The sequence below is a fragment of the Wolbachia endosymbiont of Drosophila leontia genome (assembly GCF_028981785.1).
Classification (GTDB): domain Bacteria; phylum Pseudomonadota; class Alphaproteobacteria; order Rickettsiales; family Anaplasmataceae; genus Wolbachia; species Wolbachia pipientis.
Genome location: NZ_JAPQLK010000144.1, coordinates 1 through 949, shown reverse-complemented (window position 1 = coordinate 949; position 949 = coordinate 1). Strand labels below are relative to the sequence as shown.

General features: G+C 34.5%; 1 protein-coding gene. It reads right to left on the bottom strand.

The genetic code is table 11. The annotated features are described in order from the left end of the window. Positions 1 to 702, bottom strand: a 702-nt coding sequence (locus OZD63_RS05485) for a hypothetical protein (RefSeq protein WP_275008326.1), incomplete at its 3' end; no start/stop codon positions are given. Between the last annotated feature and the right edge of the window lie 247 nt (positions 703 to 949).

The window sequence follows — 949 nt, the reverse complement described above, 5'->3', positions numbered from 1 at the left end:
ATATTCATCTAGTCCAGAATTCTTGACACGTTGTATAATTTGAAATTTCTCTGCTTCTGAAAGATCTTTGCGGTATATACTACCAGTTGTGTCCTTATATTTAAATTGAAACATCCATCCACGGTCTTTATATTCATCTACACCCATCTGCTTGCAAATAGCTTTATAATTTTTTTCTTCTACCTCAAGTCCAATTGCATTTGCCATCAGCTGACCATTTACATAGTCCAATTCCCTTACTTTTGTTGGGGAAAACTTGAATTGAAATACGTGACCCAATTCATGGGCTAAAACATTATCCATATAAGCAGTTTTATAGCACATCAGGATTTCTCCAGATGCCATTCCCCCAGAATTATCAATCATACTCTGATATCCAGCAAATCTCGGAATTAGAGCACCATATTTCCTATAATCATCTTCATTATTAAAAATATAGATCTGTACAGCTTCTGGTCTATCAATACAAAACTTTGCTTTATATGCATCATAAGCACTTTGGATATCCATTTTTACTTGATCTTGCTCGCGTTGTGATAGGCTACCAAAATTTATGGTGAAATCTAGATCTTTACACCTATAGTTGAATTGATTAGGCAGCACATCTTGTAATCCTACGTATTTTGTATTCTCACCAAAGTTTCTTGATTGTGCAGTTTTATATAAATTATTACGGTATGTAATAGAGTTTCCGTTAGGCAACTTAGGTATCTGCGCAATCGCTGTTCCATTACTATCATAGAAGAAAATGTCAGAATCACCAATCCTAAAATCCTTTATAGATTGCCCGCAAGTGCCATCATTTGCACAATCGTGATGATTTGGGTCAGTCTTCTTAGAACCTGTTAAGGATCTCGAAAATATGAGGTAAAATAAGCGTAGTTAAGAAAGAGGTATATCTATGCAAAAAAGCTATCCAAGCGATATAAGTAAAGAACAATTTGAAAAA